6 protein-coding genes and 1 pseudogene are annotated in these 5,886 nt (G+C 68.1%); 4 read left to right on the top strand and 3 right to left on the bottom strand.

The genetic code is table 11. The annotated features are described in order from the left end of the window. Positions 1-3 precede the first annotated feature (3 nt). Together STBA_RS35595 and STBA_RS09615 are read left to right on the top strand one after the other, a co-directional pair. Positions 4-860, top strand: a protein-coding gene (locus STBA_RS35595; protein ID WP_253195219.1) for an IS5 family transposase whose coding sequence is annotated in 2 segments (ribosomal slippage) — positions 4-373 and positions 373-860 — 858 coding nt in all. Because the reading frame shifts where the segments join, the coding sequence is not laid out codon by codon here. 119 nt (positions 861-979) lie between these two features. Next, positions 980-2,088: pseudogene (locus STBA_RS09615) on the top strand (IS630 family transposase); the annotation flags it as partial. A 75-nt stretch (positions 2,089-2,163) separates the two neighbouring features. Here the strand turns inward: STBA_RS09615 and STBA_RS09610 are convergent. Further along, positions 2,164-2,598: a MarR family transcriptional regulator gene (locus STBA_RS09610; RefSeq protein WP_077058845.1), complete on the bottom strand. Its 435-nt coding sequence runs from the start codon at positions 2,596-2,598 to the stop codon at positions 2,164-2,166. A gap of 106 nt (positions 2,599-2,704) precedes the next feature. Between STBA_RS09610 and STBA_RS09605 the strand changes: the two genes are divergently transcribed. After that, positions 2,705-3,619 (top strand): alpha/beta hydrolase, encoded by a 915-nt coding sequence (locus tag STBA_RS09605; protein ID WP_077058844.1) that lies wholly within the window; start codon positions 2,705-2,707, stop codon positions 3,617-3,619. 35 nt (positions 3,620-3,654) lie between these two features. Here STBA_RS09605 and STBA_RS09600 read toward each other — a convergent pair whose 3' ends face one another. Together STBA_RS09600 and STBA_RS09595 are read right to left on the bottom strand one after the other, a co-directional pair. Further along, a complete protein-coding gene (locus STBA_RS09600; protein ID WP_253194603.1) occupies positions 3,655-3,960 on the bottom strand; it encodes a hypothetical protein in 306 nt (101 codons plus the stop codon). A gap of 170 nt (positions 3,961-4,130) precedes the next feature. After that, positions 4,131-4,733 (bottom strand): TetR/AcrR family transcriptional regulator, encoded by a 603-nt coding sequence (locus STBA_RS09595; protein ID WP_077058843.1) that lies wholly within the window; start codon positions 4,731-4,733, stop codon positions 4,131-4,133. 92 nt (positions 4,734-4,825) lie between these two features. On the opposite strand from STBA_RS09595, the gene STBA_RS09590 reads away from it, so the two are divergent. Beyond that, positions 4,826-5,608: an MBL fold metallo-hydrolase gene (locus STBA_RS09590; RefSeq protein ID WP_077058842.1), complete on the top strand. Its 783-nt coding sequence runs from the start codon at positions 4,826-4,828 to the stop codon at positions 5,606-5,608. Positions 5,609-5,886: the final 278 nt, after the last annotated feature.

The following is a 5,886-nucleotide window of genomic DNA, read 5'->3' as shown; positions in this document are numbered from 1 at the left end:
GGTATGGGCTGTCCGGCAGGTGATCAGAATGGCAGAAAGTGCCTCGAAGTCGATGACGAGTTGTGGGCGGTGATCGAGCCGCTACTGCCCAAAGTTGAGCGGCGGGTCCGACATCCGGGGCGGAAGCGGCATCCGGATCGGCTGGTGTTCCAGGGCATCTTGTTCGTGCTGCATACCGGTATGGCCTGGGAATATCTGCCTCAGGAACTCGGCTTCGGTTCGGGCATGACGTGCTGGCGACGCCTGGCCGAGTGGACCGAGGCCGATGTGTGGCTCCGGCTCCACGAAACACTCTTGGCCAAGCTCCGCAGCGCGGATGCCCTGGACTTCTCCCCGACGGCCGTCGACGGCTCCCACATCCGGGCGCTAAGAGGGGCTCCAGGACCGGACGAAGCCCTGTCGACCGGGGCAGGACGGGCAGCAAACACCACCTGATCACCGACGCCACCGGCATCCCGCTCGCCATCACCCTGACCGGCGGCAACCGCAACGACGTCACCCAGCTCATCCCACTGCTCCAGGCCGTGCCGCCCGTTCGGGGCAAGCGCGGCCGACCCCGGCGCCGCCCCGGCGTCGTGCTCGGTGACCGCGGCTACGACCACGACAAGTACCGCCGACTCGTCCGCGCGCTCGGAGTGAAGCCACTGATCGCGCGACGCGGCACCGAACACGGCTCCGGACTCGGAACCCAACGCTGGGTTGTCGAGCGGGCCTTCGCCCACCTGCACTGGTTCCGCCGCCTGCGGATCCGCTGGGAGATCCGCGACGACATCCACGAAGCCTTCCTCACCCTTGGATGCGCACTCATCTGCTGGCGACGCCTGTCACAGCAGGCCCGAGCCCTCGCCCTCCCTCAGTAGCATCCCCTGGCCGAAGGAGCACGGTCGAGCAACTAGTGCTCTGACCGGGAAGGTTCGCCGGGTCGGCGGTTCCAGCGGTTGGATGTCCGGAGACGTCCGACCCAACCGTTGGGGGTGTGGTGGCTGAGCCTGTCCGTGTGCGCAGATTGACCGACCAGGAGGGGCAGAAGCTGCGGCAGATCGTGCGCCGGGGCAGCACCAGTTCGGTGCGATACCGGCGCGCGATGATGCTGTTGGCCTCGGCCGGCGGAAACCGGGTCCCGGTGATCGCCCGGCTGGTGCAGGCCGACGAGGACACCGTCCGCGACGTGATCCACCGGTTCAACGAGATCGGCCTGGCCTGCCTGGACCCTCGCTGGGCGGGAGGCCGTCCCCGCCTGCTCAGTCCTGACGACGAGGACTTCGTCGTCCAGACGGCCACCACCCGCCCGACCAAGCTCGGCCAGCCCTTCACCCGCTGGTCGATCCGTAAACTCGCCGCCTACCTGCGGAAGGTGCACGGCCGTGTGATCCGGAACGGCCGCGAGGCATTACGGTGCCTGCTCGCCCGCCGCGGCATCACCTTTCAGCGCACCAAAACCTGGAAGGAGTCGCCCGACCCCGAGCGTGACGCCAAGCTGGACCGCATCGAGGAGGTGCTGGAACGCTTCGCGGACCGCGTGTTCGCGTTCGACGAGTTCGGGCCGCTCGGCATCCGCCCCACCGCCGGGGCCGGCTGGGCTCCCGCCGGTCACCCCGAGCGCCATCCCGCGACCTGCCACCGCACCCACAGGGTGTGCGGTACTTCCACGGCTGCTATTCCGTCGGCGACGACCGGCTGTGGGGCGTCAACCGCCGCAAGAAGGGTGCGGTGAACACCCTGGCCGCACTGAGGTCGATCCGGGCCGCGCGCCCGGACGGCGCCCCGATCTACGTCATCCTGGACAACCTGTCCGCCCACAAGGGCGACAAGATCCGTCGCTGGGCGAAGAAGAACCGTGTCGAGCTGTGCTTCACCCCGATCTACGCCTCGTGGGCCAGCCCGATCGAATCCCATTTCGGGCCACTGCGGCAGTTCACGATCGCCAACTCCAACCACCGCAACCACAGCGTGCAAACCCGGGCCCTGCATGCCTACCTGCGCTGGCGAAACACCAACACCCGCCACTCCGACATCCTCGCGGCGCAGCGTCGCGAACGTGCCCGCGTCCGAAGCGAGAAGGGCATCCGCTGGGGCGGACGTCCCTTGCCGTCGCAACCTGAACGATCTGACGAATCCATGCGGTCGCGGCCCGAACGTGCAGCAGAGCACCGGACAGACGAATCACTCGCGCATACGGCCTGACGCGGGTGAGGCGAGCATCGCTTTGAGGATGCGTTGCAGCTCAACGCGGTCCTGGGGGGTGACCCTCGCCAACCTGCGGTCGTACTCCGCCGCGAGAGCTGCAAGTGCTCGATCCCGTGCTTGCGTGCCCTCAGCGGTCAGTACGAGCCGATGACGCCGCAAGTCCGCCTCGTCGATCTCGCGGCGGACAAAGCCCTTGGCGACGAGGTTGCGAACGTAGACCGTCACGCTCGCCTTGGGCAGCAGCAGCGCAGTCGCGATCTCAGCCGGGTACGGCGATGCCTCCACCTCGGCCAGGACGAAAAACTCCTTCGTCTCCAACCCGAGCTCGGCCAGCTCCCCCGTGCAGGCATCCATCACAACACCCAGCAGCCGCTGGTTCAGCGTCCACAGCTGCGCCCCGTCGACTGACATCGACCCTCCATCCAAGTGATACAGTTTCGTATTAGTTTCAGATCGTACAAGATATTGTTTTGTACTGGACTCCTATGGAACAACAATCTCACGAAGGAAGCCAGGCATGCTTCAGCACCTCACGATCCCGCGCGGTCCCATCAACCTCGCCGCGGACCTCCACCTGCCCGACAACGCCGACAGCAGCGCACCGCTGCGCGCCGTGGTGCTCTCCACCCCAGGCAGCAGCGTGAAGGAGCAGATCGGCGCCAACTACGCCTCCCGTCTCGCCGCCCGCGGCATCGCGGCGCTCGTCCTCGACCCCGCCCATCAGGGCCAGAGCGAGGGTGAGCCCCGCGACCTCGAAGACCCCTACCGCCGAGGTGAGGACATCTCCTACGCCATCGACGTGCTCACCACGACCCCCGGAATCGACCCGCAGCGCATCGGCGTCCTCGGCATCTGCGCCGGTGGAGGCTACGCCGTGCACACCGCCCGCACGGACCACCGCATCAACGCGGTCGGCACGGTCGTCCCCGTCAACATCGGCGCCTCAATCCGCAGCTTCCAGCCCGACGGTCCGGCCGCAGCACTCGACGCCCTCGCGGACGCACGCACCGAAGAGGCCCGCTCCGGCGAGACGACCCGCGTAAACTGGCTGCCCGACACCCTCGAGGACGCCACGGCAGCGGGCCTGACCGACATCGACACCACTCAGGCCATCACCTACTACCGCACCGAGCGCGGCGGTAACGAACACTCCACGAACCGGCGCCTCTTGCGCAGCGACTCCCACCTGCTGGGCTACGACGCGTTCCACCTGGCCGATCAGCTCATGACCCAACCACTCCAGGTCATCCTCGCCGGACGCATCGGCAACACCGGCTCCTACGACACCGGCATGCAGCTGTGGAAGCTGGCCCCCAACCCCGTCGACCTCATGGTGATCGACGGCGCCGGCCACTACGAGATGTACGACGAACCCGAATACGTCGACGTTGCCGTCGAACGACTCGTCAGCTTCTATGCGAACAACCTGTAAGGCATACGAACCGGCGAACCTATGCGGTCACAGCACTAGCTGACCTGAATGCCTTCTTCGCGTGAGGTCACCCACGGCAGCGGGGTGAAGTCGTCGGGAAGCACGTCCAGCAGGTTCACCACACGGCCCTCCGCACGCAGAGTGATCAACAGCTCGCGCCGCAGCTGGCGTGGAACGTCCGGGCAGTGAGACAGGCTGTTCCACAGGGTCGGCCACAGGTAGTGGGTTCCGTCGGGCGCCGCATTCGCTCGCACCGACGCTGGGTCCAACCGCTGGTTCAGGCTGAGGGCACACACCCGCTCCTCCAGCCTGAACAGCGAGGCCGAATCGATGACCTTCACCTCGGGGTCCCCGTAGTACTCGGAAAAACTTCGGGCGGATACAGGCTGACCGGCAGGAACGCGGTCGGGCAGTCGTATCCGGGGTGGCGGAGTCGGTGGGGGCCCGCTCGATCGCCTCTGGGCAGGCCTCTCACTTGGCGTGCTCGGCCAGTGCCCGGTCTGGCGTGCGGTCAGGACTGGTCCAAGGCCCGTTCGATCGCGCGGCGGGCCCGGCCCGCGGCCGCCCGGTCGTGCTGGAGCTGCATGGCCGCGTTCAGTGCCAGCCCGGCGGCAACGATTTCAAACAGCGCCTGGTCGATGTCGAACCCGGTGGGTAGCTCGCCGTTCTCCACCGCCGCGGTCAGGTCCGCCCGCAGCTGTTCCCGCCAGCGCGACCACACCTCGGCCACCGCGTCGCGGACCCGGCCGGGGCGGCCGTCGTACTCGCTGAGCGCCGCGGTCATCAGGCAGCCGCCGGGCAGCAGTGGCGCTTCCAGGTAGCCCACGGAGTTGGCGCACACCGCGCGCAGCCGCCGCAGACCCGGCGGCTCGGCCAGCGCGGGCTCGACCACCCGGAGCCAGAAGTCCACGAACGCCTTGTCCAGCGTGGAGATTTGCAGCGTCTCCTTGGTGCCGAAGTGCTTGTGCACCCCGGACTTGCTCATCTCCAGCTCCTCGGCGAGCCGGCCGATGGTGATGCCGTCCAGCCCTTCCTCGGAGGCGATCTCGGCGGCACGGCCGAGGATCCGGCCCCTGGTGGCCTGCGCTTCGGCCGCTGAGCGTCGTGGTGACATGCGACGAGGATAGCGTACGCGCGTTCGCTATTGATTTAGGGAACGACCGTACGCTAAATTTCGAGCCAGTCACCGAGACGAAGGAGTGCGAGATGCGGGTGCGACGACTGGGCTGGGCCGGACTGGAGCTCGAGGCAGGCGGCAAGCGACTGGTGATCGACCACGTGCGGGATATCTCACCGCTGTTCACGGGGTGGAAGCCCGGCGAGGGGCTGGTGGTGCCGAGCGGGAAGGTCACCGCCGCACTGGTCACCCACCTGCACCGGGACCACACCGACGCGTCCGCGCTCGCGGACGCGCTGACGCCGGGTGCGCCGGTGCTGCGACCGGCGCCCGGTCACGGCGACGACGTGGACAACATGACGACGCTGCTGGCCGAGAGCGAGCTGGCCCGGCACCGGCTGGCTGCCGAGGTCGTGGATGCCTGGTCCACCCGCGACGTCGGGCCGTTCCGCGTCACCGCGGTCCCGGCCGTCGACGGGCTGGGCGACCCGCAGTTGAACTGGGTGGTGGAGGCCGACGGGCAGCGGGTCTTCCACGGCGGCGACACGATGTTCCACGGCTACTGGTGGCTCATCGCGCGCCGGTTCAGCCCGTTCGACGCGGTGTTCCTGCCCGCCAACGGGGCCGTGGTCGACGCGCCGCACCTGCAGCCGCCGAGCCCGCTGCCCGCCGCGCTGGACCCGATGCAGGCCGCAGCGGCCGCGGAGATCCTCGACGCCCGGTACGCAGTGCCGATCCACTACGAGACGGAGCAGCCGGACAAGATCGCGGGCTACGTCGAGGTCTCCGACCCGGAGAATGAATTGCGCACGCACGCCGGACGGCGCGCACACGTGCTGGCCGTCGGGGAATGGCTGGACCTGACCACATGACCGGAAACTCCGCCGTGCCAACGCCCGACGCCCGACCATGGCCAGGACCGCCGCAGCCCCTCCGACTCCTCATCCGTGAACACTGGAGCGACCACCCGGCAACACCCCACCAGAACCTCAACGATCCCCTGGTCAGGAGCCTATAGAGCCATATCCGCCCGTTTTCCCCGAGTACCACGGGGACCCCACCTCGCGAGGCAGCGGCTGACCGAAGTCCATCGCTCCACGATGCCCGACAGCACCCCACGCCGGGCAGTCGACCCCAGAAAGTCACTCCG

Source organism: Streptomyces sp. MP131-18, assembly GCF_001984575.1.
GTDB classification, from domain to species: domain Bacteria; phylum Actinomycetota; class Actinomycetes; order Streptomycetales; family Streptomycetaceae; genus Streptomyces; species Streptomyces johnsoniae.
Note: the sequence above shows the minus strand (reverse complement) of the source record. Positions and strands in the feature narration are given on the sequence as shown.